At 69.5% G+C, this 25271-nt stretch carries 25 protein-coding genes and 1 pseudogene; 21 read left to right on the top strand and 5 right to left on the bottom strand.

Features of this window, described 5'->3' with window-relative positions; translation table 11 throughout:
- The first annotated feature begins 59 nt into the window (after nt 1–59).
- The 15 genes from ACFW01_RS25550 (at nt 60) to ACFW01_RS25480 (ending at nt 14454) form a co-directional block, all read left to right on the top strand.
- On the top strand, nt 60–572 hold the full coding sequence (locus tag ACFW01_RS25550) for a roadblock/LC7 domain-containing protein (RefSeq protein WP_384506949.1): 513 nt from the start codon (nt 60–62) through the stop codon (nt 570–572).
- On the top strand, nt 569–976 hold the full coding sequence (locus ACFW01_RS25545) for a DUF742 domain-containing protein (RefSeq protein ID WP_384506946.1): 408 nt from the start codon (nt 569–571) through the stop codon (nt 974–976). Before ACFW01_RS25550 ends, ACFW01_RS25545 begins: the two co-directional genes overlap by 4 nt.
- A gap of 55 nt (nt 977–1031) precedes the next feature.
- Complete coding sequence (locus tag ACFW01_RS25540; RefSeq protein WP_384506943.1) at nt 1032–1607, top strand: ATP/GTP-binding protein; 576 nt, start codon at nt 1032–1034, stop codon at nt 1605–1607.
- Nucleotides 1607–2248, top strand: coding sequence for a GAF domain-containing protein (locus ACFW01_RS25535; protein ID WP_384506940.1), 642 nt, complete (start codon nt 1607–1609; stop codon nt 2246–2248). The genes ACFW01_RS25540 and ACFW01_RS25535 overlap by 1 nt, the downstream gene beginning before the upstream one ends.
- 86 nt (nt 2249–2334) lie before the next feature.
- Nucleotides 2335–3585, top strand: a complete 1251-nt coding sequence (locus ACFW01_RS25530; protein ID WP_384506937.1) for an acyl-CoA dehydrogenase family protein — start codon at nt 2335–2337, stop codon at nt 3583–3585.
- A gap of 137 nt (nt 3586–3722) precedes the next feature.
- Nucleotides 3723–4196: a LuxR C-terminal-related transcriptional regulator gene (locus ACFW01_RS25525; protein WP_384506934.1), complete on the top strand. Its 474-nt coding sequence runs from the start codon at nt 3723–3725 to the stop codon at nt 4194–4196.
- A complete protein-coding gene (locus tag ACFW01_RS25520; protein ID WP_384506931.1) occupies nt 4193–4843 on the top strand; it encodes a hypothetical protein in 651 nt (216 codons plus the stop codon). Before ACFW01_RS25525 ends, ACFW01_RS25520 begins: the two co-directional genes overlap by 4 nt.
- Nucleotides 4840–5415 (top strand): DUF6624 domain-containing protein, encoded by a 576-nt coding sequence (locus ACFW01_RS25515; RefSeq protein WP_384506928.1) that lies wholly within the window; start codon nt 4840–4842, stop codon nt 5413–5415. Before ACFW01_RS25520 ends, ACFW01_RS25515 begins: the two co-directional genes overlap by 4 nt.
- A gap of 74 nt (nt 5416–5489) precedes the next feature.
- A complete protein-coding gene (locus tag ACFW01_RS25510) occupies nt 5490–5957 on the top strand; it encodes a DUF6082 family protein (protein ID WP_384506925.1) in 468 nt (155 codons plus the stop codon).
- 482 nt (nt 5958–6439) lie between these two features.
- The gene (locus tag ACFW01_RS25505; RefSeq protein WP_007491158.1) at nt 6440–6571 is read left to right on the top strand and encodes an FxLD family lanthipeptide; all 132 of its coding nucleotides are present in this window, start codon (nt 6440–6442) and stop codon (nt 6569–6571) included.
- Nucleotides 6572–6608: 37 nt separating this feature from the next.
- A complete protein-coding gene (locus ACFW01_RS25500; RefSeq protein ID WP_384506922.1) occupies nt 6609–6788 on the top strand; it encodes an FxLD family lanthipeptide in 180 nt (59 codons plus the stop codon).
- A gap of 86 nt (nt 6789–6874) precedes the next feature.
- A complete protein-coding gene (locus tag ACFW01_RS25495; protein ID WP_384506919.1) occupies nt 6875–9973 on the top strand; it encodes a lantibiotic dehydratase in 3099 nt (1032 codons plus the stop codon).
- The gene (locus ACFW01_RS25490) at nt 9960–11219 is read left to right on the top strand and encodes a lanthionine synthetase C family protein (protein WP_384506916.1); all 1260 of its coding nucleotides are present in this window, start codon (nt 9960–9962) and stop codon (nt 11217–11219) included. Before ACFW01_RS25495 ends, ACFW01_RS25490 begins: the two co-directional genes overlap by 14 nt.
- 18 nt (nt 11220–11237) lie before the next feature.
- Entirely contained in the window at nt 11238–13328 is a 2091-nt protein-coding gene (gene fxlM / locus ACFW01_RS25485; protein WP_384506913.1) for a methyltransferase, FxLD system, read from the top strand.
- Between the two features lies 1 nt (nt 13329).
- Complete coding sequence (locus ACFW01_RS25480) at nt 13330–14454, top strand: hypothetical protein (protein ID WP_384506910.1); 1125 nt, start codon at nt 13330–13332, stop codon at nt 14452–14454.
- Nucleotides 14455–14680: 226 nt separating this feature from the next.
- Here the strand turns inward: ACFW01_RS25480 and ACFW01_RS25475 are convergent.
- From ACFW01_RS25475 to ACFW01_RS25455, 5 genes and pseudogenes are all read right to left on the bottom strand, one after another.
- A pseudogene (locus ACFW01_RS25475) lies at nt 14681–15451 on the bottom strand (transposase family protein).
- Nucleotides 15452–15491: 40 nt separating this feature from the next.
- The gene (locus tag ACFW01_RS25470; RefSeq protein ID WP_384506907.1) at nt 15492–15947 is read right to left on the bottom strand and encodes a DUF6228 family protein; all 456 of its coding nucleotides are present in this window, start codon (nt 15945–15947) and stop codon (nt 15492–15494) included.
- 592 nt (nt 15948–16539) lie between these two features.
- Nucleotides 16540–17673 carry an IS630 family transposase gene (locus ACFW01_RS25465; RefSeq protein ID WP_384506904.1) on the bottom strand — a complete coding sequence of 378 codons (1134 nt, stop codon included), beginning with the start codon at nt 17671–17673 and terminating at the stop codon, nt 16540–16542.
- 75 nt (nt 17674–17748) lie between these two features.
- The gene (locus ACFW01_RS25460; RefSeq protein ID WP_384506901.1) at nt 17749–18477 is read right to left on the bottom strand and encodes a dienelactone hydrolase family protein; all 729 of its coding nucleotides are present in this window, start codon (nt 18475–18477) and stop codon (nt 17749–17751) included.
- 310 nt (nt 18478–18787) lie between these two features.
- Complete coding sequence (locus tag ACFW01_RS25455; RefSeq protein WP_384506898.1) at nt 18788–19492, bottom strand: XRE family transcriptional regulator; 705 nt, start codon at nt 19490–19492, stop codon at nt 18788–18790.
- On the opposite strand from ACFW01_RS25455, the gene ACFW01_RS25450 reads away from it, so the two are divergent.
- From ACFW01_RS25450 to ACFW01_RS25425, 6 genes are all read left to right on the top strand, one after another.
- Nucleotides 19475–19798 (top strand): hypothetical protein, encoded by a 324-nt coding sequence (locus tag ACFW01_RS25450; RefSeq protein ID WP_384506895.1) that lies wholly within the window; start codon nt 19475–19477, stop codon nt 19796–19798. The two genes, ACFW01_RS25455 and ACFW01_RS25450, sit on opposite strands and share 18 nt — an antisense overlap.
- A gap of 1249 nt (nt 19799–21047) precedes the next feature.
- A complete protein-coding gene (locus ACFW01_RS25445; RefSeq protein WP_384506892.1) occupies nt 21048–21944 on the top strand; it encodes a helix-turn-helix domain-containing protein in 897 nt (298 codons plus the stop codon).
- Between the two features lie 2 nt (nt 21945–21946).
- A complete protein-coding gene (locus ACFW01_RS25440) occupies nt 21947–22660 on the top strand; it encodes a hypothetical protein (RefSeq protein WP_384506889.1) in 714 nt (237 codons plus the stop codon).
- A gap of 160 nt (nt 22661–22820) precedes the next feature.
- Nucleotides 22821–23462, top strand: a complete 642-nt coding sequence (locus ACFW01_RS25435; RefSeq protein WP_384506886.1) for a WhiB family transcriptional regulator — start codon at nt 22821–22823, stop codon at nt 23460–23462.
- Nucleotides 23459–25051: a hypothetical protein gene (locus tag ACFW01_RS25430; RefSeq protein WP_384506883.1), complete on the top strand. Its 1593-nt coding sequence runs from the start codon at nt 23459–23461 to the stop codon at nt 25049–25051. The genes ACFW01_RS25435 and ACFW01_RS25430 overlap by 4 nt, the downstream gene beginning before the upstream one ends.
- Complete coding sequence (locus tag ACFW01_RS25425) at nt 25048–25239, top strand: hypothetical protein (RefSeq protein ID WP_384506880.1); 192 nt, start codon at nt 25048–25050, stop codon at nt 25237–25239. The genes ACFW01_RS25430 and ACFW01_RS25425 overlap by 4 nt, the downstream gene beginning before the upstream one ends.
- Nucleotides 25240–25271 lie beyond the last annotated feature (32 nt).

The raw sequence follows: 25271 nt of genomic DNA, 5'->3' as shown, positions 1-25271 counted from the left end.
TCCGCGTTGTCGGCGGCCCAGTACACCCGCTGGCCCTTCCCCCTTCTGGAGCGATCCCCATGAGCACCCACCCCGCGATGAACAACGTGACCGACGGCACGCCCCCATCCGCGACGACAAGCGGACAGCGGGACAGCATGGCCTGGCTGCTGCGGCAGTTCGCCTCCGAGACGCCGGGCGTCACGCACACCGTCCTGCTCTCTCGCGACGGACTGCGGCTGCTGGACAGCGACGTTGACAAGGACTGGGCGGACGAACTGTCGGCCGCCTTCAGCGGGGTCGCCTCCCTCGCGGCGAACATCACCGGCCCCAGCCACAAGAAGAGGCCGGCCCGGCAGGTCATCATCGAGCGAGACGACTGCCTGTTCTTCGTCCAGAGCGCCGGGCGCAGCGCGGCCTTCGACACCCACCCCGGTGCCGAACGCGGTGAGGTGGACACGATCCTCGCTGTCATCGCCACCAGGGACGCCGACGTGGGCACCGTCGGCTTCGAGATGGGGCGCCTGGTCCAGAAGTTCGCCCCGTACATGCTGATCCCCGTCCGCGTTGGCACGGGCGGAGAGGTCCGGTGACCACGTACGGCCGCGCGGCCGAGGAGTCGGCGTTCGTGCGGACCTACGCCATGACGCGCGGGCGTACCAAGCCGCGGCACCTGCTCGCTCTGGAAACCGTCCTGGAGGCCGGGCAGGGAAGGCCGGGCCCGGCGCAGACCGAGGAGTGCGGGGAGATTCTCGCCCTGTGCCGGGAGCGCCGGCGGTCGGTGGTCGAGCTGGCGGGTCGCCTCGGCCGGCCCGTGACCGCCGTCAAAGTGCTCGTCTCCGACCTCCTGGACGCCGGCGCCCTCGTCGTCCCCCTGACGCAGTCCTATGCCGATACCGGCGCAGGGTCCGGTCCGTCTGTCCAACTGCTGGCAGCGGTTTCCGCCAGCTTGAAGAGGAAGTGGCCTGATGCCGTCGCCTATCCCCAGGCCGGATGACCCGTCCACGGTTCCGCCGCACTCGCAGGCCGGTGCGCCGACTGTGCTGAAGATCGTGATTGCCGGCGGTTTCGGCGCGGGCAAGACCACCGCAGTGGGCGCCGTCAGCGAGATCACGCCGCTGAGTACGGAGGAGTACCTGACCGAGGCGAGCGCGGACGTCGACAGCCTGGCTGGCCTAGCGTCCAAGCGGACCACCACGGTCGCCTTCGACTTCGGCCGATTGAGCCTGCCCGATGCTCCCGCGCCGCTGGAACTGTTCCTGTTCGGCACGCCGGGCCAGGACCGGTTCGTCGACCTCTGGTACGACCTCTCCCGCGGCGCCATCGGCGCGGTCGTCCTGGTCGACACCCGCCGCTTGGAGAGCAGCTTCACGCCCGTCAGCTTCTTCGAAGACATCGGCCTGCCCTTCGTCGTCGCGGTCAACCAGTTCGACGGCGCACACCGCTACCACCCCGAGCAGGTCCGCGCCGCTCTCGAACTCCCCGCCGCCGTGCCGGTGGTCACCTGCGACGCCCGCGACACGAATCACGTCGCCGGCGTTCTGCTGGCCCTCGTCGACCACGCCGTCAATTGCGCCACCACCAATCGCGCTGGTCACACCCCTTCCACCACCCTCCAGGACGCCTGATGTCACAGCACCCCAGCGACCCCTACCGCACGCCGCAGACTGCCCCGCCCGCCCAGTCCTTGCCTCGGCGCGACATGCGGGACACCACCCCCGGCCCGTTCACCCCACCCGGCACCGCCCTCACCAGCCAGCGACCTCAGCAGTCGCTGGAACTGGCTCAGCGTTACCAGCTGCTCAACCGCCTGGGCGTGCCCCCGGTAGCCAACGAGGACTTCGACGAGCTGGCCCGCGACATGGCCACACAGGCCGGGTTCTTGTACGGGTTCGTCAACCTGTTCCTGGAGGAGCAGACTTTCGTCGGGCTGCACCAGCCGCCGGCGGACAGCGGGTTCGTGATCGTCGGCCGCACCATGAGCCGGGACCACGGCTGGTGCCCGGAAGTCATGGCCCGCAGGAAGGCCCTCCCGCTGCACGACGTGCACGCGTCCCCGCGCTTCAGCGGCAACGCGGTGGTCGACGCCGTCGGGATCCGTTCCTACTTCGGCGCTCCGTTGATCCACGACAGCGGCACGGTGCTGGGCACGGTGTGTGTGATCGACCCCGAGAAGCGGCCCCTGGCCGAGGCCCGCCGTCTGCGGGACATCGTCATCAACGCCGGTGCACAGGTGACGGACCACATCGCCCGCGCCCCCGTCCGCTAGGCCGTTCCACAACCCCCCACCCGGGAGCCGTAGGCGATCCCCGGCCGCTCCACGCGTTGCGACCTTCATCCAGGGAGAGGGAGACCATGTCCGCCACACCCACCACGCCTCCACCGGCGCTGCGTCCCTACCTCACCCGCCACGATCTGCTGTGGCAGGAGGCGGACGCCTTCGCGGCCGAGCACGTCGCGCCGCGCGTCGCGCGGATGGAGGCCGCTCCGGGCAGGGTGGAGCGCAAGGTCGCCGACCTGATGGCCGCCCGGCGGTGGTTCGCCGTCACCGTCCCGGCCGTCTTCGGCGGGCTGGGCGCCGGACACGTAGCCAGGACTGTCTTGGTCCACCGCATCGCACGGGTCTCGGCGGCTGCCGCGGCCATCCTGCAGGCCACATTGATCCCCGTGGGCGCCCTGCTGCACTTCGCCACCTACGAGCAGAAGGGCCACTGGCTTCCCAGGGTCGCGGACGGGTCCGTGCTGCTGTCGATCGCCGTGACCGAACCGCTCGCCGGCGGACACATCGGCGGCATCGAAACCACCGCCGAACGCGCCGGCGACGGGTGGGTGATCAGCGGCAGCAAGATCCATATCGGCAACAGCCACCTCGCCGGAGCCCACCTCGTCGTCGCCCGCACCGCCGCGGCCGGAGTGAGCACCTCGCAGGCGCTGACCGCGTTCATGGTCGAAGCCGACCGCCCCGGACTTTCCGTCTCCGACCACCGTGCCGGCCTCGGTCTGCATGGCTTCTCCGTCGGCCGCCTCGACCTCGATCACGTCCGCGTCCCCGCCGACAACGTGGTCGGGGAGATCGGCCAGGGACTGGCCGTGGCCCAGAGCAGCAGCATCCTCTACGGCCGCCCCAACCTGGCCGCCGTCAGCCTCGGCATCCACGAAGCCGTCGTGGACACCACCACCGCCCGGCTCAAGACTCGCCCCCGCTACCAGGGCGCCCTGTCCGACCTGCCCGTCCTGCGGGACCGCGCCGGCGACATGGAGGCCCGCCTGCGCGCCGCCCGGATACTTGCCTATCAGGCCGTGCACCTCCTCGACCAGGGCCTGCCCTGCGACGCCGAACTGATCAATTCGAAATACCTCGGCCACCAGTGGGCCATGCAGTCCGCCCAGGACGCCATGGAACTGCACGGCGCCCACGCCCTCGATGGCGACTACATCCTCCAGCGCCTGTGGCGCGACATCCAGCACACCTACCCACCGGCCGGAACCGGCGAAGTCCAGCGCATACGCCTGGCCGACGCCGCCTTCGCAGAGGACCACTTCCAGTGGTCCGAGCGCCTCGCCGCCGAGGCCGCCCGGGCACGACCCGACCCGACCGCCGCATGAGCCCCGGGCCGCCTCCCCCCCTCACACCCCCCCCCCCCGCACGGCCCCGTCCCCCCGGCCCCCGTCCCCCGCGGGGACCGGCGGCACCCCTCCCAGTGACCATCCACTCAGCCGAGAGAGACACGGTGACCCCGCCCGTGACGACCAGCGCACCGATCACGCCCCTGACGCCGACCCTGCAGCGCGTCGCCCAGCACCTCGCGAACGGCCTCACGGCCAAGGAGATTGCGGCAGAGACCAGCCTGTCGGCCGTGACCGTCCGCCAGTACGTGCGCGACATCCGTGAGAGCCTGCACTGCCCGCCCCGCTGCAAGCCCCCGGTGATCGTGCACCGCCTGTTCACCACCCAGCAGGTGGCCTCACCCACGGCGGACCGGCCAGCGCCATCCCTCACCCCGGAGCAGCGGCTGCTGCTCCGAGCCGTCGCCGAGCACAGCGACCCCCGTGACATCGCCGTCGCCGCCAAGCTCGCCCCCGCCGACCAGCGCGCCGCACTCGAACAACTCCTCGCAGACACGGGCGCGCGGGAAACCACCCACCTGGTGATCCTTGCCCACGGCTGGGAGCTGCTGCCGACCGACCCGGCGGCGCGGAGCGGAGAGAGCCAGTGAGAAGGCCCCCCACTCCCCTGGCCAACGAGGAGGCTCCGGCTTCCACCTCGCTCGCAGCGAAGTACCCGGGCGCCGTGTACGCGGTGCGCAGGTTACGTACGGACGCCGAGCGCGCGGAAGCCGCTGCCCTCGTGCAGGACCGGCAGCGCTGGCTCACCCTGCGCGGTCTCCCCGTGCCCGCCCAAGCCGACGTGCCGGCCCTGTTCCGCGACCCGCACACGACGTCGGCCGGTCTGTTCGAGGACGGAAAGCTGCTCGCCTGCATGGTCCCCGCGCGCGACCCCGGACTCAGCTGGGGCGAAGGCCCCTGCCTCCGCCTGGGCCACGTGCACACCCTGCCCGAGCAGCCCGACGACATCACCCGGTTGATCACCCTGTGGGCCTCCGACTTCGCCGCCCGGCAGAGCTTCCCGCTCGTACGGGCCGACATCCTGGCAGGCCACACCCTGCAAGCCGAACCCATCGCCGCCCTGCTGCGTCGGTTCACGGACATGGGCTGGGACGTGCGGGGTTCCGGTCCGGGACGGGAGGGGGACCGGGTCGCCCGCCTCGAACTGGCCGCCGAGCACCGCCCCCGACTCAGCACACTAATCAGCTGCCAAACCCAAGCTCCCCATCTTGCCGCGGAAGAAGGGAGCAGCACGTGACAACCGAAAAGCCGCAGCGGCCCGACATCGCCCGCGAGCTGATCGCCCGCGCCACGGAATCGGCAGCGCACCGGGCCACACGCGTGCGCAACCAGCTCGATGGCGTCCAACTCGGCCGTGGTCGGCACACCGACTACGCCAACGCCAAGTTTCTGCACCGCGTCCTGGGCGAATACGAGTGGCCCGGCCACCGCCTCGTCGGCCCTGCTGCTGCCCGAGCCGCCTGGAGCATCGCCCTGCACAGCGACCACGATCTCGTCTTCCAGCGCGCCGCCACCATCCTGCTCGGACGTGCGGTCGAGGTCGGCGACGCGCTCGTCCACCACTGGGCACACCTGCACGACCGCACCCTCATCAACACCGGCCAGGACCAGGAGTACGGCACCCAGCTCCTGCTGCGCTCCGACCGCATCGAGCTGTGCCCACTGCGCGCGCCGGGATCCGTCGACCAGCGAAGGGCCACGGTCGGTCTGCCGCCGATCGCTGTCGCACTGGAGACGGTGCGTAGCCGGTACATGCCCAACGGCTCTACCGATGAAGTCCCGAGCGTCGTCCTCGCGGAGGCCGCGTGAACAAGCGGAACACCGCGGTCCCCACCATTCGGCCTTCATGCCGCACATCCGCTCTGCGAAAGGGTTGTTGATCGATGAAGTTCCCTACCGCCGTCCTCGCTGCCGGTGTTGCCCTGTCCCTCACGACCGCCGTGGTCGGAGCCGCCCGGCTCAGGCAGAACGCACGGCACCAGGCCGAACGGCACGAGGCGCTCCTCGCGGGCAACCAGCTCGACTGGTTGAACCGGGTGTCCACCAACGCCGACCTCGCCGAGCTGTGGAAGCCCGAGGACATGAAGGCCGAGGAGTACATGCAGCTCATGTCGGCCAATCGACTCATCTGCGCCCTCAGCCTCCGACACTGCCTCGGCCGCGTCGGCGACGGACAGCTGCCGTTCTACGCCGAGATGGTCATGAGCAGTGACGTCTGCCGGCGCTACTGGCAGCGCTTCGGCGACCTCCGCGCTCAGGAGGCCGAGGGCGACAAGCGGGCCGAGCACTTCACCCGGGTGCTGGACCCGGCCGCGAAGAGCCATCCTCAAGCGCAGCCCGCGGCAGCCTGACGGCGTATCTCGGTTCGCCTTTCGGACTTCCGTGTCCCGTCCCCAACTCCTCTTCCGGACAGCGGTTTTCGTGTCTGAGGAGGTGGCCGGCGAGGACCCGACTGGCGCAGGCCACACAGCTGCTGCCCACCGGGGTCGGCCGTACCGCAACACGCCGAAACGAAGTGTTCCACCGGACCAATCAGGAGGATTCCCGTGACTCCCAGGGTGACCGACCAGGGCATGAGGACCGCCTCGGCCTCTGCCTCGCAGGACCCGTTCGACCTCGACATCAGCGTCATCGAATCGGGTGGCACGGCCGGGGGCGAGTATCGCCTCCGACGGCGGCTGCGGCTCAACCTGCGGTGGCAACGCCTGTATCTCCAGCGGCTCCTGACCGCACCAGACCACCGGCACGACGCCCATGTCCTGTCGGCGCCGCCCACGCGGCATGTCCCTCGCGGCTCGATCGGAGCCGCGCACGACAACGGAGGAATCACCACATGCAGATCGACGAATTCGACCTCGACATCAGCGTCCTGGAGTCCGACGACGGCTCCGCCACGCTGATCAACCTCACCGACGACGGCTGCGGCAGCACCTGCTCCAGCCCGTGTGCCACCAACGTGGCCTGATCATCTTCCACCGCACGACGAGTAGGGAGAAACCCGCATGAACGCGAACACGATCAAGTGCCAGGCACAGTCCCCGGCCGCCACGGCGGGCGGTGACGCGTTCGACCTGGACATCAGCGTCCTGGAGTCCGGCGACGGCTCCGCCACGGTGATCAACCTGACGGACGACGGCTGCAAGCCGAGCTGCCAGGGGTCCTGCGCCACCAACGTGGCCTGACCTCGGCGCATTGATCTGCCAGCCCGCGCGGCCTTGCGCCGCGCGGGCTGGCACCCACCCCAACACACCACAACAAGGGAGGGTGCATGGGTTCCCGGAAGGACGGCCCGCTGTACCGGTGCGCGGATAGTGCGCTGGTGCGCGCCGCCCGTTCCTCGAGGCTGCCGCTTCCCGCGTGGCCGGACCTCACCGACGACACCCCGGACTGCGAGGTGCGGTGGCAAACGTGGCTGCGCGACGTCTGGTCGCTGTCCGAGGCCGCCGACTCCATCGAGCAGGCCAGCCCTCTGCTCGCGCAGCAGATTCAGACCCTGTGCTCGGTGGCCAGTCCCGAGACCCGTCAGTTGCGCCGCGCAGTGGTGTCGGTCATGCGGTACCTGCTGCGTATGACGGGCCGGGCGACCCCGAACGGTCTGTTCGCCGGTATTGCGCCCGCCTCGTTCGGGGAACGACCGGGATGGTCCTGGGGTGAGTGGCATCGACCCGTCATCCGTGCCGACGGCGACTGGATCGCGGACCTGGTCACCCGTCTGGAAGCAGATCCTCAACTCCTGCGGCACCTGCATATGATGGCCAACAACACCATCTTCGTACGGGGCGATCGGCTGAGCGTGCCCTACCCGCCCCGTTCATGCCGTACCGACGGCAGCCCGGCGGCCGAAGTGTCCCTCCGGTACACCAGCGCCGTACGTATCGCCGTTGATGCCACCGCCTCGCCCGTCCCCGTCCATGCGGTGGTCGCACTGATGAGGAGCGAGTTCCCCGACGTTCCCGCGGACCGGGTGGAAGGGCTCGTCAGCAGCCTCGTCGAACGCGGTGTGCTCATCAGCAGCCTGCACGCGCCCTCTACCACCCTCGACGCCCTGGACCACCTGGTCGAGCAGGCCGAAGCAGCCGCCGCCCCATCAGCCACAGACCTCGTGGCCGACCTGCGGACGGTCCGCGACGCCATCGCCCGGCACAACCAGGTACTGGCCCCGGCGGACGGCCGGCGCCTGCGTACCGCCTTACGTCGGAAAATGACCGCCTTGAGTAGCGTCAAGGCTCAGCCGTTCACGCTGGATCTTCGCATGGACTGCTCCCTCACTCTGCCTCCACAGGTTGCCCGCGAAGCGGAGCAGGCCGCCACAGTGCTGGCCCGGCTGAGCGCGTACCCCTTCGGCACTCCGGCATGGAAGGACTTCCACAACCGATTCTTCGAGCGGTACGGCATCAACTCACTCGTCCCGGTCCGGGACCTGGTGGACCCCGATGTCGGCCTCGGGTTCCCGGCCGGATACCGCGATGCGCAACCTGAACAGGGTGAGGCCCTGACCGCCCGTGAACAGCGGCTGCTCTCCCTCGCCCAAACGGCCGTCCTCGACGGCCGCAACGAGATCCGCCTGGACGAGGACCTGATCCGCACGTTGACGGTCGGAGATCGCAACGCCCCGCAGGTACCGGCCCACACGGAGCTGCGCTTTCGAATCCGTGCCGCTTCGCAAGAGGCTCTGCAGAGCGGAGACTTCGTCCTCCACGGCATCGCCCCGTCCCGCGGGATCGGCACCACGATCGGCCGCAGCCTGGGGCTGCTCGCATCAGACGATCAGGCCCGCGTGGCCGTCATGCTGGAGGAGCTGCCGGTCAACACGCCCGGCGCGGTGCCCACGCAGGTCTCCTTCACCCCACTCGACCGGGGCGACACCAACGTCACCCGCGTTACAGAACTCCTGCCGGCCGTCATCAGCCTGGCGGAGCACCGTCCGGTCGACGCGCGCACCATCCCGCTCGACGACCTCGCCGTGGGCTGCGACCGCCGCAGGCTCTACCTCGTCTCCCTCTCCCGCGCCTGCCTGCTGGACCCCATGACGCTGCACGCGCTGGACCTGCGCGGCCACACGCCGCCGCTCGCACGCTTCCTCACCGAGATCAGCCAGGCCCAGACCGCCGTCCTGACCGTCTTCCCCTGGGCGTCCGCTACCGCACTGCCGTACCTGCCGCGGGTGCGCTACGGCCGCGCGATCCTCTCTCCGGCGAGGTGGCGACTGGACCGGTCGGAGCTGCCCGACCGCCGCGCCTCCTGGGGGGAGTGGCACAAGGCGGCCGACGAGTGGCGCGCACGCCGCCGAGTTCCGGACGAAGTCGCGCTGGCCGAGGACGACCAGCTTCTGCCGCTGGACCTCTCCGAGCGCGCGCACCTCGCGCTGCTGCGCGCCCACCTGGACACCCACGAATCTGTGATCTTGACGGAAGCGGAATCCGACAGGGGCTGGTTCGACGGACGGGCCCACGAGATCATCGCCCCGATGACGGCCGTCCACCCGCCGCAGTGGCCGGCCGTCCCTCCCGTCACCGCCGACCAACTCGTCACCCGCGACCACGGCCACCTTCCGGGCACCGCCTCCCGGCTGCTGGTCAAGCTGTACGGGCACGTCAAACGGCAGCCCGAGATCCTTGCCGACCACCTGCCCGCGCTGCTCGGCCAGTGGAACGTGCCGCCGACCTGGTGGTACATGCGCTACCGCGATCCCCGCTGGCACCTGCGGCTGCGCATCGCAGTCCCCAGCGAGCGGGAATTCGCCTGCACCGCGCAGCGCGTGAGTGCCTGGGCGAACGGGCTGCGCCGTGCCGGGCTCCTCACCGACATTCAGTTCGCGACCTCCTACCCGGAGACCGGCCGGTGGGGCCCCGGGTCGCTGATGAGCCTGGCCGAGGACGTCTTCGCCGCTGACTCCCGAGCCCTGGCCGTTCAGTTCGCCCAGAGCACCCGTCCGCACCGACAGGTCCTCGCTGCCGCGAACTTCGTCTCCGTCGCTGCCGCCTTCACCGGCAGCACCGCAGCCGGCATGAACTGGCTGATCGCCCACAGCCGGATCACCGACCCGCGCCCGATGGACCGGACCGTGCGCGGTCAGGCGCTGCGCCTAGCCGACCCGGCCGACGGCTGGGCGGCCCTGCGCGCGGTCCCCGGCGGCGACGTCATCGCCAGCGCCTGGAGCGAGCGCGACGCGGCCCTGGCCCGCTACCGGCAGAAGCTGGACGCGTTCGGTGGCATAGACCTAGACCTCGTTCTCGACTCGCTCCTGCACGCCCACCACATCCGCGCCGCCGGCATCGACAAGGACGACGAGCGGATGTGCGTACGGCTGGCCCACGCCGCCGCCATGGCCTGGACTCACCGAGGAGATCACCATGAATCTGCGTGAAAGCGCGCGGGCAGCCGCCGACACGATCGCCGAGCGGCTTGCCTCGCCGCAGGACGTACGGGAGCTGCATCACCGCCAGGGCTGGTGGCCGCAGTCGCTCGCGCACGGCGCAGCCGGTGTCGCCCTGCTGCACATCGAGCGGGCCCGCACCGACCAGGGGCCGTGGCAGCGCGCCCACGACTGGCTCGCCTGCGCCGCAGCCGAACCCGCTGTCGGCGGCCCGGACAGCCACCTCTACTACGGGGCGCCCGCGCTCGCCTTCGCCCTGCACGCCGCCCCCGACCGCCCCGGACGCTACGCCCGCGCCCTGGACACCCTCGACCGGTACGTCACGAAGGCGATCCGGGACCGGCTCGCGGACGCCCACGCACGCATGGACCGCGGCGAGATGCCCGCGCTGGCGGAGTTCGACGCGATCCGCGGCCTGAGCGGGCTGGGCGGGCTCCTGCTGCACCGCGACGTCCATACCGACGTCGTCCGCGAGATCCTGACCTACCTGGTCCGCCTGACCGAGCCGGTCAAGCACAACGGGGAAGTTCTGCCCGGCTGGTGGAGCTCCCTAGCTCCCTCCGGCACGACCTCCCCGGAGTATCCGGAAGGGCACGCCAACAACGGCGTCGCCCACGGCATCGGCGGCCCCCTCGCTGTGCTCTCCCTCGCAGCCCGCCGCAGCGTCACCGTCGAGGGCCACCTCGACGCGATCACCCGCATCCTGGCCTGGCTCGACCACTGGCAGCAGGACGGCCCCGCCGGCCCGTGGTGGCCGTACTGGATCACCCGTAAGCAACTACGCTCCGGCACGACCGGCCCCGGACCATCCCGGCCGTCCTGGTGCTACGGCACCGCAGGATTCGCCCGCGCCCAGCAGCTCGCCGCCCTCGCCCTCAAGGACCCAGCGCGCCAACACGCCGCCGAATTCGCCCTCCTGCGCGCCATGACCGACCCCGGCCAACTCGACGCGACCGTGGACGTCTCCCTGTGCCACGGCTTCGCCGGCCTGGCGCACATCACACAACTCGCTGCCACCGACGCCCGCACTCCCGGCCTCACCGAATGCCTGCCCCGGCTCCTGGCACCAATCACCGACACCCCGCCCGGCCCCCTGGCGGACTCCCTGATCAACCCTCCCGGCGGCGGCGACATCGGACTCCTCGAAGGCGCCGCCGGCACCGCCCTCGCCCTGCACTCCTTCCACACCGGGACGCCGTCCGCGTCCGGGTGGGACACCTGCTTCCTGATCAACTAGCCGACGAGAAGAGGAAACATGGCAGCGGACGAATGGCCGCAACGCCTCATCCGGTTCACCGACTGGAGCCGCGCGGAGGCCACCGCCGTGGAGCATCTGCTCCCAGTGCTGATCGCCCAGGAGTCGGAACTGGCCCAGTGGTCCTTCCTGCGAAAGTACCCCTGGTGGCGGTTGCGGTACCGGGCCGCGGGCCCGGACACGGCGAAGGCCCTGGACGCTGCCCTGGACGAGCTGGTCGACGCCGGCATCCTCGCTTCCTGGACGCGAGGCATCTACGAGCCGGAAGAGACAGCCTTCGGCGGCCCCACCGCGATGAAGATCGCCCACACCCTGTTCCACTACGACAGCCGTCACCTGCTGGAGGAGGCGGCCCACCAGCAGGCAGTCACCGGTCCCCAGCTCGGCCGCCGCGAGCTGGCGGTGCTCCTGCTCAGCGTGGCGATGCGCGCGGCGGGTCTCGACTGGTACGAGCAGGGCGACGTCTGGGCAAGGATCGCGGCCGAGCGCCCCGGCGACGAGGTCTGCAGTCCGCAACGGCACCGGGCCGCTGTCCACCGGTTGATGACCGTCGACGTCAGCACCACCAGCCGCAGCGTTACCCAGGGCCGACTCGCGCCGCTGGCCGAGTGGATAGCCACGTTCGAGTGGTTCGGCCAGCAGCTCGCAGACCTCAACCGTCAGGGCCGCCTGGAACGAGGGTTGCGGGCCGTGATCGCCCACCACGGCATCTTCCACTTCAACCGCCTGGGCCTCCCCGCCCAGGACCAGCGCACCTTGTCAACACTCGCGAAAGAGGTAGTCATGGGAACGAGCGACAACACCGCGTCCACCCGAGCTGAGGGGACGGCGAGCACTACGGTCAACGGGGTGAACAGTGACACCATCGAAGCCCCTTCCGCAGACCGTCTGCGCGCCCAGCTGATCGACCATCTGGTCGAGACCGGGTGCGTGCGCACGCCCCGTGTGGAGGAAGCCATGCGGACCGTTCCCCGCCACCTCTTCGTCCCGAACGCCCCTCTGGAAAAGGCGTACGGCAACGCACCCGTGGACACGAAGTTCGACGGGTCCGGCCGCTCCATCAGCTGCGCCTCCCAGCCCGACATCGTCGGCATGATGCTGGAACAGCTCGACGTCCAGCCTGGCCAGAAGGTCCTGGAGCTGGGGGCCGGCACCGGCTTTAACGCCGGACTCCTCGGTTACCTCGTCGGCGAGACGGGGCACGTCACCACGATCGACGTGGACGAGGACATCGTGGACGGAGCGCGCGGCGGACTGGCCGCCGCCGGCATCCACAACGTCGAAGTGGTCCTCGGAGACGGAGCCGTGGGCCACGCCCCCAACGCGCCGTACGACCGGATCGAAGCCACCGTCGGCGCTCACGGCGTTCCGCACGCCTGGCTCGACCAGCTCGCCCCCGGCGGACGGCTCCTCACGCCACTACGCCTGCGCGGCAGCGTCTCCCGCTCGATCGCCTTCGAGAACCAGGACGGATCTTGGCGCAGCGTCGGCAGCCAGATGAACACGTTCATGCCGCTGCGCCGGGGCATCGCCGACGACCCGCGCGTCTTCGTTCCCCTGGACCCCGACAACACCGTCACCCTCGTCACCAACGGAGACCAGAAGGTCGACGCGGACGCCCTAAGCGACATCTTCCGCCAGCCGCGCGCCGAGGCATGGACCGACGTCACCTTCCGGGGCCCGGAATCGGCGGAGTACCTGGAGCTGTGGCTCGCCTGCGCCATGCCGAACGGCCTGAGCCGGATGCCCGCCAGCAACGAGGCTATCGAGAAGGGACTGGTCACCGCGCCCTACCCGTCCTCGACCGCGGTCTTCGAGGGTGGCACGCTCACCTACCTCACCCGGCGCCCCTACGCGAAGAAGGCCCCCGATGGCGCCACCCTGTACGAGTTCGGCGTCATCGGCCACGGCCCTGACGCCGAAGCCCTCGCCTCGGACGTCGCGGACCAGGTCCGCACCTGGAACCAGGGCTTCCGGGCGCTCGACGTCGGGTTCGAAATCCAACCACTCGACGCGACCCCGCTCGCCCCGAAGCCCGGCCGCTTCACCTTCGACAACCCGCTGAACCGCATCGTCATCGAATGGCAGTGACATGGACGTCAGCCAGATAGCGAAGCGGTTCCCGCTCGTTGCCCGTCCACGTCCAGCGTGCCCGCCTCTCGCTGAACGCATCCGCGAAATCACCGACCTCGCTGCCGCCGCCGAGCGCGACGACAACGTGACCTCCGCAACCGTCGCCCTGAACAAGGCGGCACTGATCGCAAGCGACTGCGGCATGCCGGACCTGGCACGCTCTCTGTGCTGGCGCCACGCCGAGGCCGTCCTGCCCGCCCAGCCCTTGGGCGCGCAGGAAGCCCGGTACGCCCTGGAACCCCTGGTCAACCTGGCCCGACTGCGCATCCGCGACGGCGACGGGACTGGCGCGTATCATCTGCTCGATTCCCTGAACCGAGCAGTCAGATCGAAGTCGGAAGCGGTCATCGACGGCCGCGCCATGTCCTTCCAGCGCCTCACGAAGTCGGCTTCCGAGCATCAACAGGTATGCCAATGGCTGTGGACCGTCCTCCTCGGCGACGGAACACGTGCCCTCGTCGCAGCAGGCGAATGGAACCGCGCACGGGCGCACAGCAGGCAGCACCGGGGCATAGGCCAGCGCCTCTTCGACGGGCGTCAAGTGGAAGTGCTCGTCCGCTGCCTCGCCGCGCAGCCCAGCGATGCGCTGATGTTCCTGCACAAGAGCCAACCAGTGGAGCCATGGGAGCAATCCGTCGCGGCAGCGCTCACCGTCCTCTGCCACAGGGCAGCCGACGAGCACCCGGTCGAGCCGATCGACAAGATGGTGCAGCACTACTTGGCCCTCGACTCGGCTCCCGAACTTGCCGTCTTCCGCTCCCGTGTGGGACTAGTCGTGCTCGACCTCTCCCCAAAGACCCGACAGGCCGAAGCAATGCGCCGTCTCGCTTACGAAGCGATGACGCAGACAGACGGGTACGTCGCACGGAACGTCCTGGCCCACCCTGTGTGCTGCGAAGCGCTGGGCCACGGCGAGCGCCGTACGCTTTCCGCCGCCGTCGCCTCAGCCGGCCTCGGTCAGGGGCACATCCCCGAACCCCTGGCACAGGCCCTGTTGGGTGCTGCGTCCGTCTCGGCGGATGTCTGGGAGCGCCACGTCACCCGTCGAGCTAGCCCCGGCTCGTCGCGCAACCTCGACTCTTGACCGCGACGGCGAGCCCCTTGGCGTTACGTCGCCCTCACACCCTTGACGGAGGAAGGAACGCGTCAGAACGCAAGATGGCAGGGAGGAGGTTGATGGGCCAGCCTAGCCGTCTTGCCGCTGCAGGCCCTTCCAATGGCAGCACGCCTGGGGCGCCCGGTAGCCATCTAAAGGGTGTTGCAGAAGGCCGTGATCACGCAGGCTGAAGCGGGCGGCTGACCTGCTGAGTTCACGCGGCGAGGGCGAGGTTGTGCATGCGGGCGACGGCCTGGACGGCGTAGTGGAGGCCGTCGCCACGTTGCCGGCAGTCGCGGAGGATCTTGTAGTTCTTCATGCGGGAGAAGGTGTGCTCGACGCTGGCGCGGACCTTGCGATGCTGCGCGTTGTCCTCCTCCTCGCCCTTCAGCAGCGGCCGTCCGGGGCGTTTGCGGTGCGGGACGATCAGGCCGGTGTTGATGTAGGCGCCGTCGCCGAGGACCGTCGCACCTTCGCAGTGCGCGGCCAGGCCGGAGCCCCGCCAGGCTTCCGCGTCCGCGGTGTTACCGGGTACCGGCCGGGCCGCGGCCACCACCAGCCGGGTCTCGGCGTCCACGATGACCTGCACGTTCGCCGAGAATCGGTAGTTACGCGAGGACGCTCCGACCTTGCGGTCGCGGACCGGGACGAGGGTGCCGTCCACGGTCCACAGCCGCTCGACGGCGTCCTGAGAGGTGCGGACCGGCTCGAGCGCGAGCAGCGGACCGAGCCGCTGGATCACCCGGCACACCGTCGCGGGCGAGACGCCGAACAGCGGGGCGAGCTGCCGCATGGTGAGGTTCGTGCGGTAGTACACGGCCGCGAGCAGCACCCGCTCGGCCAGCGGCAGCCGTCACGGACGACCCCACCCACAGCCCTCGCCACCACGTTCCCGGACCGCCCGCAGCAGCCGGCCGAACTGATCAACCCGCAGCCCCGTGAACGTCTCCGCCCACACCCGCTCGGCCCTCAACACCCCAGCCATACACCGGATATGCCCAGATCACGGCCTTCTGCAACACCCTTTAGGCAACCGCTTCCGACGTTCCGTCAAATAGAGCCCGAAACGCTTCCGCAAATCCCTGCATCGCGTCCTCAGCCCTGTGCGATGTGACAGTCTCGAAGTACCACGCACTTTCGGACTCGGTCACCCCTCGCCATATCCCCCACGTCAGGACGATGCGCCCATCCGAACGCTGTGCCGATATCTTCAGTTGCCCCTCACTGGACTGCCAAGTACGAGGTCCACTCCAGCTGCCCGATGCGTCAGTCAGTGATGAAATGAATTCCACCAGTCCGTCACCGTCCAGCGTCCGGACCAACTCGCTGACGTCGACCCACGCACCCTTGGCCCGTACGGTCATATCGAGCGCAGGGTCGCACCCGTACGGCCGCGTCGGCGTGGAGAACAGCAGGTGGACCCCTTGCCCCGGGTCTCCTACGCGGAGGAGTTGTCCGCCGCGCGCATCGTTAATGATCATTGCCCCATTCTATTACCTTCCTCCCTTCACTGAAGGGTGACGATTACCACGCAGTATTGCTGCTCTCCCCGGCCCGTAACAAGAGCTCCCATATCTGTAACGGTGTGCGATCTTGCGTTTGCTGTCGCTCTGACGGGCTTCTGCGGAAGTCAGGGTATGAGCCTGCAAGTTGAATGCGGCGCATGAGCGTTGGGACAGTTCAACTGGCCGGAACCGCTGGAGTGGGCGCCCTCGAATGCAAGGGGAGCGGACAGCTTAGCTGACGCGGACAAACAGGCGAATGCCGGATCCGGGTCGGTCATGCCGTACCAGCCGGATCTGGGTCCTCAGTCTGCCGAACGGGACCGGATGGAGAGCCTTGCCTCGACCGGGTGCAGCCTCGACGCGTCGAGAAGCGACAGCCTGCCGCGGGAACGAGCCGACAACAAGCGGCGGCGCCAGTGGCTCTGACCGCCGTCTCACTCGTGGCCGTTGATCTTGGCGGCGTCGACTTCCTGCCGTTCGTCGGCCACTAGGAGCACGCAGCTCACGCCGAGGACGGACTGGTGCGGGGGTGGCTGAGATCAGCGTCCCGTGGAACGCTAGTGCCGCATCAGGCAACGTTCGCCCTGTTGACCACCGAGCGTAGGCGCTCGTCCTGGGCGTGCTTGTTCCGCCAGATGATGTAGCGGCGGATCATGTTGCCCTGCTCCTTGTGACTCTGGTGATCGGTGCCGTCGAGGGTGAAGTAGCGCAGGGCGGTGAACTGCGCCTCGATCCGGTTCAGCCAGGAGAAGTTCGTCGGGGTGTAGGCGATCTCGACGTTGTTCGCCTCCGACCACGTCGCGACCCGTCGGCACCGCTTCGTGGTCAGGTGCGGGGAGTAGTTGTCACAGACGATGGAGATCCGCACCGCCGCGGGATAGAGGCTGCGCAGGTAGCGGCAGAACCCCAGGAACTGGGTGCGCTTCTTGACCGGCTTGATGTGGCCGTAGAGCTTGACCTTGCCCAGGTCGTAGGCGGCGAACAGGTGCCGGACCCCGTGCGGGCGGGTGTAGGTCGCCCGGCGGCGGGGTCTGGGTTCGCGGTCGGGGTCCTTGTGTCGGCCGCCGCGTTCGGCCCACTGGCGTCCGGGGTGCGGTTGGAGGTTGAGCGGGCCGAACTCGTCAAGGCAGATGACGACTTCAGGCTCGCCCTCCTCGGGGATCACCTCGCCGTCGGCGATGGCGTAGAGGTGCTCGACCCGGGCCTTCTTGGTGGCGTAGTCGGGGTCGCGGGAGGTCTTCCAGGTCTTCACGCGTTGAAAGGAGACGCCCTCCTCGCGGAGCAGGACCCGCAGGCCCTCGTGGCTGATGTCGTCGACCACCCCCTCGGCGACCAGGAAGTCGGCCAACTTGGCCAGGCTCCAGGTCGAAAACGGCAGGCCATGCTCGGCCGGCTTGGACTTGGCGATCTTCTTGATCTCCCGGCGCTCGGGCAGCGTGAACGTCCTCGGCCGGCCGACCTCGTACTTCGGATAGAGCGCGTCGAAGCCGTCGGTGTTGAAGTTGTGGATCACGTCTCGGACCCGGTCCGCACTGGTGAACGACACCTCCGCAATCTTCGCCACGCTCATGCCCTGGGCAGACAACAGCACCATCTGCGCCCGCCGCCAGGTCACCACCGACCCGGTGCCCCTGCGGACGATCCGCAGCAGCCGCCTGCCCTCGTCGTCATCGATCTCCCGTACCTGCACCCGCTCGGCCATGCCGAACAGTCTGGACCGAACGCGCTGGCCGGGAACGAGTTCCGGGCCAGCGCGCCGAGTACTAAAGAGCTCGTGTCAGCTCAGATGCCGAGCGAAGAACTGCAACGAGCTGTCCACTTCGAACGACGGCACATCCCCGTGTTTGCCGGGGTTGGCGTGCAGCGTCTTCTCGGTCGAGGCCAGGGCGCCGAACAACGCGAGGCTCTGGTCCCGCGGCACCATCTGATCGTCCCACTGAACCAGGAACTGCACCGGCGCGGTGATCCGCCCAGCGTCCTCGGCCAGCCCGTGTACGCCGAGCAGGCCCAGCACTGCCGCGCCGATCCGGGGTTCTGCGGCGATGAGCGGGATACCGAGCCCGCAGCCCATCGACATGCCGCAGTAGCCCACGGGGCCGACGCCGACCTGGTCAAGGTGCTGGACCGCGGTCAGGACTGCTTGCCACTCCGCGACGGCCTGAGGGGCCAGATAATTGTGCATGCCGGCGACAAGCCCGCTCGGATTCCCACCGGCGGCCATGCCGGCCCGCATCTCGGCCGCGATCCGGCCGAACTTCTCGTCCTTGGGCCGGTCTCCGTGGTTGGGCGCGTCGATCGCGACGACCGCGAAACCCTCGGCGGCGTAGCGGCGCGCGCGGGACACGGTGCCGGGGGCCGTCTTGTGTTGCCCACCGCCGTGGCCCAGCAGAATCAGGGGACGAGTACCGCGGGCGTCTTCCGGCGTCCACAGCACGCCGGGGATCTCGTCGAGGGTGAAGAACTGTTCGGTGACGTCGGCCGACGACGTCTGGGAGCTGAAGCGCATCAGCGTTTCAAGCCTTTCGTGATGCCTTGTGCGGGCGCTCCCTAGGCCATGCAAAGGAGGGAGCCCCGACTGGTCACAGCGTTGATCGGACTCACCTCCTCGAATGTGCAATGGTGCACGGCGACGCAGAAGGTATCACAAAGATCATCACCCGCACCTCGCCAGGGCGAACGTTGCCTGATGCGGCACTAGTCGGCGCTCGGAGGGAACGTCGCCACGGTTGTCCCGGCAACCGGTTGGCAGAGGCTGCGCGGGGGCCGCCTGCCAGGCCCCGGCCAGGCCGCGGATGGCCGAGGCCGGAGGGGGCCCGTCACTTTGCTTGGACAGGTTGCCGGCCTGATGGCTCCTGCGATGCCCGCTGGGTCAGGATCGTCATGCGGCAACCAGGAAGACCAGCGGGTTGCAGCACGTGCGTGACCAGTTCGGTCACTTGACCGTCGAAGAGCGGAAGCGTCATCTGCAGTACGTGGCCGTCATAGTGGTCGGCGAAGTCGGCTGCGCCACGGGCCCAAAGGTTGCGTACGGCGGGGTTCTGACGGGTGTCACTGATGAGCTGCTGAAGGTCCGGGTCGTGGGGGCGGTCGACGGCCGCGTCACGGAGCATGCGCACGCACACCTCCGCGTCGGCCTCCCAGTTCAGATGCTGGTCCCGCGCTTCGGCGCTGAGGAGCAGCCACCGCATGAGGTTGGCCCCGGGAGCGGTCGACCACGGGAACAGAGCGGCCATCGGCGTGTTGACGGCCAGGACGTTCCAGGTGGCATCGATGACGTAGGCGGGGAAAGGCTGCTGGTCCAGCAGGAGGCGCAGTTCGTCACTGATGCGTGGTGGTTCCTGGGTTTCTGGGCCGGCGAGTCCCCCGCCGCTGCTGACGAGGAACAGCGCACGTCGCTGGACGCGGTCGAGTCCGAGTAGCGTGCCGATGGTGTCGAGTTCGTGGCGGGTGAGGACCCGGGTGATCACTCCGCCTTCGAGGTCCCGGTACCAACGCTCGCTCCTGTGCAGGGCATCGGCCACTTCTCTCTGGAGGATCGGGCGGCCGAGCGTGGTGCTGGCAGCGGCCCGGAAGACACGCAGCAGGGCACCGATCCCGGTGGATTCTCCTTCACCGCCGCCATCCTTTATGGCCCCGCACATGCCACGTTCCTCGCACTTCTCGTCTACCTAGTCCCGATCAAATCGCGCGTTTCTCAAGGCTATATCGAGCAGACGCCGCCCCCTGCGCTACATGATAGAGCGATGGAGGCACTGCGCGACCGGCAGAAGATTGCCGGTCACCGCATTTTGACCGACTTGTCCCCTGAGGGCACAGAGAGCCATTGATAGCCGCGCTGCCCAGGGATAGCGAAGTGCGCGTACATACAGGCAAGTTGAACGGTGTTGGGGCGCAACGAGCATTTCCGTAGCAGACCTCCCGTGACCCCGCTGTGATCTTTACCGCGCATTGACGAATGATCCGGACCAAGCCCAAGATCTATTCGTCCATACAGCGCACCGCAGGTCACGGGTGAGTGGCGGGGGTATAAGCCATGCCCTCACTGGATCTACGTGAGCGCTACTGGTCAGACATGACGTGGATCACTCTGATCGGGCGGTTGAGCAAGCCGCTGCAGCATGCGACAGGAGGGAGGGTGCAGTGAAGATCATCTGCAAGAACGCCGGGGCAGTCGAGCCGCCGCCCGCCTCTCTGTTTGTTGCCTCCACCGAGAGAGCCACGTATCGGGGGCCCCGTCGTTCGACAGACAGTACTTCAGCAAGATCTGGATCTTGGCGCATTTCCCGCATATGTTTGTCATCCTCGGCCCGGTGTCTAGCCCGACCCTTGACAAGACGAGCGTTACGCGGAGGGCACGAATTCCTGGGCTGACAGAGGGCCGCATTATCAGCTGCGACGCTCAAGGAGGATTCAACTCCCGGGCTGCGGACGCTACATGGTCAGCCCACATCTGGGGAGACATCCTCACCGCCCTCCCGCGCCGGACCTCTCTCCTCCAGGCGCATAAGCGCGGCTTCACCGGGAATTACGCCTCACGTGCCCGTCGGCCCAGGCAACGGGATGGCGCACCCGGTCGGCGCGGCAGCCACCCCCGCCCCCCCCAGAGCCGGACCGATCTTCGTCGACCTAACGACCACTCCCCGGAACAGGAGCGCGATCATTCGGTTACTATCTGCAACTAGTACAGAGTTTAAGAACCAAGTCTGGATCTTGACACGGGTCCGTGCGTATGTTCGTCGTCCCTGGGCAGCCCGCCCACGGCGACGAGCGTGAGGAGAGCACAAACCGGACCCCGAAGGTCCATGAACCAGCGACGGCGTCCGAGAGCGGTAACTCTCGGACGCCGAACGCTAAGCGGCATGACCGTCCCGGCAAGGGCGGCGACTGCCCACCATCACCACGCTGAGTCCTTCCGACGGGCGCATCAGCGTGGCAACATTGCAAAAGGGAGTATCGCATGTCTCCTGCCCTGCGCATAAGGCCCTTCCGCCTGGCCTGCGCGGCAGCCACCCTCGCCTCGCCGCCTCAGCGCTCCGAGCCGAGCCGACGGCCCCGCACGCTCGTCGGGGGTGGCCGATGAGCAGCGAAGCCCGTGACTGGGTGTGGGAGCACAGTTCCAGCCGAGGGGCCGCGCGTCTGGTCCTGCTGTCGATCGCCGACAGGGTGGCGGACGAGCAGTGCGTCTCCTGGGCCTCACTGTCCAGCCTGGCCAAGCGGACCCGCGCCTCGGTCTCCACGGTGCGCGAGGCCATCGGACGTCTGCTCCTGGCCGGCGAACTGGAGCAGCTCGACGACCTGGTGGGCCCGCAGCGCAGCTCGGTCTACCGCCTGCCTCTCGCCGCCGAAGCCGTCGCGCAGGCGCTGCGAGAGCATCAGGAGGCAGACGGTGATACGGCGGTGGCGGACGAGCCGGCCGCCCCTGCCACGCTCCGGCTCTCGGTCCTGCGGCGGTACGGGATCCGCCAGCGTGAGGTGCCGGAATCCCCTGCGAGGGTCCGGAAACCGGCAGTACCGGAAACCGGCAGGCCCAGGCGTAGACCGGCACAGCGGCGTACCGGCCACCGGCACAGGTATGTACCGGCTACCGGCACACAGAACCGTAGTGAACCTGATTTGAACCGGAGGTACAGCAGTAGTGATGCTGCGGTCACCTCGGCTACCGAGTGGCAGGTCGACCCCGCCACCCACACCTGGGCCCGCCAGCAGGGACACCTGGACCGCCTCGGCCAGCAGGGCCTGCAGGCCGCCGACGCGAAGTGGCGTGCACACCGGGCGGGCCATGCTCCGAGGCCGGCGGAAGCCTGGGCTGCCGACTGGCGCTCCTGGATCACCCGGGAGCACGCCCCCAGCCGCCCGAGCCTCTACGCCGTGCCCGGCCAGAACACAGCCGCGCCCGGTGGCATGACGCGGGCCGAGAGGCACACCGCCGCCCTTCTCGGCGCCCTGGACGAGCCGACCGGAATGGAGGGTTGAGCGTGGACCGCCGCGAAATCGCCGCCCTGCTGGCCTACATCGGCCGGCTCGACCCCCGCAGCATCCGCACCGACCAGGGCGAGGCCCGTGACCAGCTCGCCCAGTGGCACGAGCTGCTCGGTGACGTGCCGATGGCCACCCCGCACGGTTGGGACGCCCGCGCCGCCGCCCGCCAGCACTACCGTGCCTCGCCATACCAGATCCAGCCCGCGGACGTGATCCGCCCCTGGGAAGGCTATCGGCGCAACCGCCTGGCACTCCACTGGGACCCCACACCGGCCGCGGACCCGGACGACCAGGCCGCCTGGACCGCAGAGCTGGTCGGCACCCGCCGCGCCGTCGCCGCCGGCATGGCGCAGCCTGAGTATGCCCCGGCCATCACCAGCCGCCAGGAGGGGACCAACCCCAGGCTGCAGGCTCGGCTGAACCAGATCGGCTCCTGCATACCACCCGCCGCCCGAGCAGCCCTCGCACCATTCCGGCCCGCCCGGGCAGCACGCGAAGCCGCCGTCGCGCAAGGGCTGCCCGATGCCCTGAGCGTGCGATGCGAGTGGTGCCTGGCCCCGGTCGGCGAGCCGTGCCGACGCCGCCGGATCGGCCCCAACGACGGAGTACGCGCCATCACACCACACTCGGACCCGCACCCCGGCCGCCTCGACCTCGCCGCCCAGCAGGCACAGCGCACCGAACAGGCCCAGCAGCCCGCCCTGGCCTGACCGGCGCCCTGTGGCCCGTGCATCCCGTCCGCTGCACCGCCACACCATCACCGTCCCGCACCGGCTGCGGCGCACGCCCTGCGCCGCGGCCAGTCCCGACGCCGCACCCGCCGAGCACCGCCCTAGCCCGACCGGTGCGGCAGCACATCGGAGACCCGCCTTGCGCCACATCACCACCCACGACGCGCCGGCCACCGGCCTGCGCAGCATCGCAGACACCAGCTGGCACGTCCGCGGAGCGTGCCACGGCATGGACGTCGAGGACGCCGACGCCGTGTTCTTCCCTGGGCTCCGGGACCACGAGGAGATCGCGGAGGCAAAGGAGCTGTGCGGCTGGTGCCCCGTACGCCGCGCGTGCCTGGACTTCGCCCTGGAGAACGTCCTCAAGCAGGGCGTCTGGGGCGGGCTTACCGAAGCCGAGCGGCGCCCGCTGCACGACAACCTGCACCAGCGTATGGACTACCGGCGCGTAACCGCCCTCTTCCAGGGACGCGACGTACACCTGACCGAGGCCGAGCGGCAGGTCCTCATCGACCACGCATACGTCCGAGGCTGGCAGCCCGACCGGCTCGCCGCCGCCCTGCAGATCAGCCACAAGCACGCCCGCGACCTGCTCCGGCAAGCGGCCAACAAGGTCTTCGACCGCGACCGCACCTACGGCGTGCCCCGCCGGAAGAAGATGCGGAAGAAGCCCTCCAAACCCAAGGGCACCCCCCCGCCCGCAGCCCCCAGCACCCAGCAGCCCGCAGGCCGCCCTGCAGCCTCGCCACCGGCGCAGGCCCCTCTCGGAAAGGCAGCATGACCCACCCCGTCCTCGCCTTCGGTGCCACCTCGGACCTCCCCCTTCTCCTGGCCGCCATCGTGCCCGCCGTCCTCGCGCTCGTGCTGACCGCCTGGACTGTCCGGCGCCGGAGAACCCGTCCGCAGAAACGTGACGGCGGGCCAGCGGTCAAGGTCGCCGCCGTCGCCGCCCTGGGCTGCACCGCCTACAGCGCCGACACCAGCTGGCGGTTCGCCGCCGACTACCTCGACATGGCCGGCACCGCCGAGCGCGCCGCGATGTTCGCCGCTGCCGAGATGGCGCTCTTTGCGACCGCGCTGATGGCGCGGCAGAACCTCGCCGTCCAAGGCGCTCCCGGCCTGCCGGGCACGCTGGTCTGGGTGATCACCACAGTGCAGGTGATCCCCGCCTACGCCGAAAGCGGCCCCGTCGGCGGCACGGTCCGCGCCTTCGTCGGACCGGTCATGGCGGCGATGCTGTGGCACCTGGCCATGGGCATTGAACTGCGCCTGCGCACCCCGGGCGCCGCCTCGCATGGACTGATCGCCGTCCTGGGCCGGGAGGCACGCGAGCGGCTGCTGTCCCGCCTGGGCATCGCCGCGCGAGACCGCGACGCCGCCCAGATCACCCGGGACCGGGCCACGACCCGCGCGGTCACCCTCGCCGCCCGCCTCGCCGAGCGCACACCCGAGCAGCAGCAGAGCCGTCGCGGCCGGCGGCTGACGCGACGCCTGTCGAAGGCAGTCGGCAGGGCCTCGGTCGGCACCGACCCTCTCGAGCGGGCACAGCTACTCGACCAGCTCGCCGCCCGGCGACACGCACTCGCGCTCGCCACGGTCCCGCTCCCCTCTCCCTGGTCCCCAGCCCACAGCAGCGCATCGGCGGCCACGGTCCCCGCACAGCCGCCATCGAATGAGCCGGTCCCCGCCCCCGGTCCCGACGGTTCCGACGAGCCGGTCCGGGACCGAGGACCGAGGACTCGGGGACCGGGCCCCGAGGAGACGGACCCGGAAGCCACGGTCGGCGCGGGGACCGAGGGCGACGCAACGGGAACGGCCGCGGGGACCAAGCCCCATGAAGACGGTGCGGTCCCGGGGACCGAACCCGCCGGTCCTGAAGCCGCAGCGCGGGACGCAGTGGCTGTGAGGACTGACCACAACGCGCGAGAAGTAGCAGCTCAGGGCACGGATTCTCATCCGGGTCCGGGCACCGCGAAGTCCGGGACCGAGAGCACTGAGGACCGGGGACCGGCCACCCCACAGTCCGGGACCGACACCACCCAGGACCGAGGACGCAAGGTCCCGCTCCGGCGGAAGCCGGCCAGGCCGTCCCGGACGAAGAACAAGGACAAGCGTGCCCGGTCCCGCTCTCCGCAGTCGCAGGGCCCGGTGCGGGAGCTGGGCGAGTCCGAGCGCCAGCTTGTCCGCGAGGTGCGCCCCCATGTTCCGGGCCTGCTCAAACGGGACGGCAACGGCACGATCACCCGGGTACAGCTCCGCGAAATCATCCGCCGCCAGGCCCTGACGGGTGTCGGTAACGACCGACTCGGCCTCGTCCTTCAGGAGCTGCGGAACGAGGACATCACGACGACGAGGAGCACCGCCCGATGAAGACCTGCCACCAGTTCAAGATCGTCCGGGCGGAGTACGAGCGAGAGATCGGCTACCTGCTCGCTCACTCCGAGCGGCACGCGGGCAGGCCAGTGGCGAAGTCCAGCGCGAAGCAAACTGCCTCGGCGAAACAGCGGATGGCCCGCGCGCTCAACAGCCACGTCGGGCGCTGCCCCGAGTGCGGCTGAACCCGGCAAAAAACCCAGCTCAAACCCATACC

Source organism: Streptomyces sp. NPDC058985, assembly GCF_042740985.1.
Taxonomy (GTDB): Bacteria; Actinomycetota; Actinomycetes; order Streptomycetales; family Streptomycetaceae; genus Streptomyces.
The sequence above is the reverse complement of the archived record's forward strand: the minus strand, read 5'-3'. Positions and strand labels throughout refer to the sequence as shown.

Bases quoted from the DNA above. Each gene is read 5' to 3' on its own strand.
- ACFW01_RS25550 (WP_384506949.1), top strand. From the start codon at position 60: ATGAGCACCCACCCCGCGATGAACAACGTGACCGACGGCACGCCCCCA.
- ACFW01_RS25535 (WP_384506940.1), top strand. From the start codon at position 1,607: ATGTCACAGCACCCCAGCGACCCCTACCGCACGCCGCAGACTGCCCCG.
- ACFW01_RS25530 (WP_384506937.1), top strand. From the start codon at position 2,335: ATGTCCGCCACACCCACCACGCCTCCACCGGCGCTGCGTCCCTACCTC.
- ACFW01_RS25510 (WP_384506925.1), top strand. From the start codon at position 5,490: ATGAAGTTCCCTACCGCCGTCCTCGCTGCCGGTGTTGCCCTGTCCCTC.
- ACFW01_RS25505 (WP_007491158.1), top strand. From the start codon at position 6,440: ATGCAGATCGACGAATTCGACCTCGACATCAGCGTCCTGGAGTCCGAC.
- ACFW01_RS25500 (WP_384506922.1), top strand. From the start codon at position 6,609: ATGAACGCGAACACGATCAAGTGCCAGGCACAGTCCCCGGCCGCCACG.
- ACFW01_RS25495 (WP_384506919.1), top strand. From the start codon at position 6,875: ATGGGTTCCCGGAAGGACGGCCCGCTGTACCGGTGCGCGGATAGTGCG.
- ACFW01_RS25490 (WP_384506916.1), top strand. From the start codon at position 9,960: ATGAATCTGCGTGAAAGCGCGCGGGCAGCCGCCGACACGATCGCCGAG.
- fxlM (WP_384506913.1), top strand. From the start codon at position 11,238: ATGGCAGCGGACGAATGGCCGCAACGCCTCATCCGGTTCACCGACTGG.
- ACFW01_RS25480 (WP_384506910.1), top strand. From the start codon at position 13,330: ATGGACGTCAGCCAGATAGCGAAGCGGTTCCCGCTCGTTGCCCGTCCA.
- ACFW01_RS25470 (WP_384506907.1), bottom strand. From the start codon at position 15,947: ATGATCATTAACGATGCGCGCGGCGGACAACTCCTCCGCGTAGGAGAC.
- ACFW01_RS25465 (WP_384506904.1), bottom strand. From the start codon at position 17,673: ATGGCCGAGCGGGTGCAGGTACGGGAGATCGATGACGACGAGGGCAGG.
- ACFW01_RS25460 (WP_384506901.1), bottom strand. From the start codon at position 18,477: ATGCGCTTCAGCTCCCAGACGTCGTCGGCCGACGTCACCGAACAGTTC.
- ACFW01_RS25445 (WP_384506892.1), top strand. From the start codon at position 21,048: ATGAGCAGCGAAGCCCGTGACTGGGTGTGGGAGCACAGTTCCAGCCGA.
- ACFW01_RS25430 (WP_384506883.1), top strand. From the start codon at position 23,459: ATGACCCACCCCGTCCTCGCCTTCGGTGCCACCTCGGACCTCCCCCTT.
- ACFW01_RS25425 (WP_384506880.1), top strand. From the start codon at position 25,048: ATGAAGACCTGCCACCAGTTCAAGATCGTCCGGGCGGAGTACGAGCGA.